General features: G+C 80.3%; 1 pseudogene. It reads left to right on the top strand.

The features are described 5' to 3' along the window. Positions 1-62: 62 nt before the first annotated feature. A pseudogene (locus tag D7W81_RS41435) lies at positions 63-644 on the top strand (GspE/PulE/PilB domain-containing protein); the annotation flags it as partial.

Below are 644 nucleotides of genomic sequence, written 5' to 3'. Positions count from 1 at the left end.
GTGTATAAGAGACAGCCGACATCCCGCCCCCCGCGTACACGCGCGAGCCCCTGCGGCTGAACATGCCGGGCACGCCCGCGCGCGCCGCGCCTCCCGCGCAGGCGCAGAACCCGGGGGCGTCGGGTGGCGCCGCGCCGCCGACGCTCTACCCGCCGGGAGAGCGTCCCCTGCCGCAGCCGCAGCCCGTGCCCGTGCTGTTGCCCGTGGCTCCGGCCGGTGCGGCCCCCGCGGCAGCCCAGGGCGGTCGCCCCGCCGCGCCCGGTGCGTTCGCCCCCCCGCCGCAGGCAGCGGGCCGTCCCGGTGCCCCTGCCCAGGGTGCGCCCGCGACGCAGGGCTTTGGAGTGCCGGGCCCCACCGCGCAGGGAATCTCCCCGACGCAGGGCTTCGGAGGACCGGGCCCCGCGACGCAGGGCTTTGGCGGCCAGGGCACCGCACCGGCGGGACAGGGTCCTCGACCGGCCGCGCAGACGACGGCACAGGGCTCCGGCCGACCGGGCACCACCGTCCAGTCCGCGACGGGGGCCACCGCACCGGCCGCGCAGACGGCAGGCTCCGCGGGCACCCCCGCGACCGCGCAAGGCACGCCCGCCACCAGCACGCAGGGCCCCGGTCGACCGGGCACCGCCGCGCAGACCGCCCAGGGC

The organism is Corallococcus aberystwythensis (assembly GCF_003612165.1).
In the GTDB taxonomy this organism is placed as follows: domain Bacteria; phylum Myxococcota; class Myxococcia; order Myxococcales; family Myxococcaceae; genus Corallococcus; species Corallococcus aberystwythensis.
This window is presented reverse-complemented; position numbering and strand designations above follow the sequence as displayed.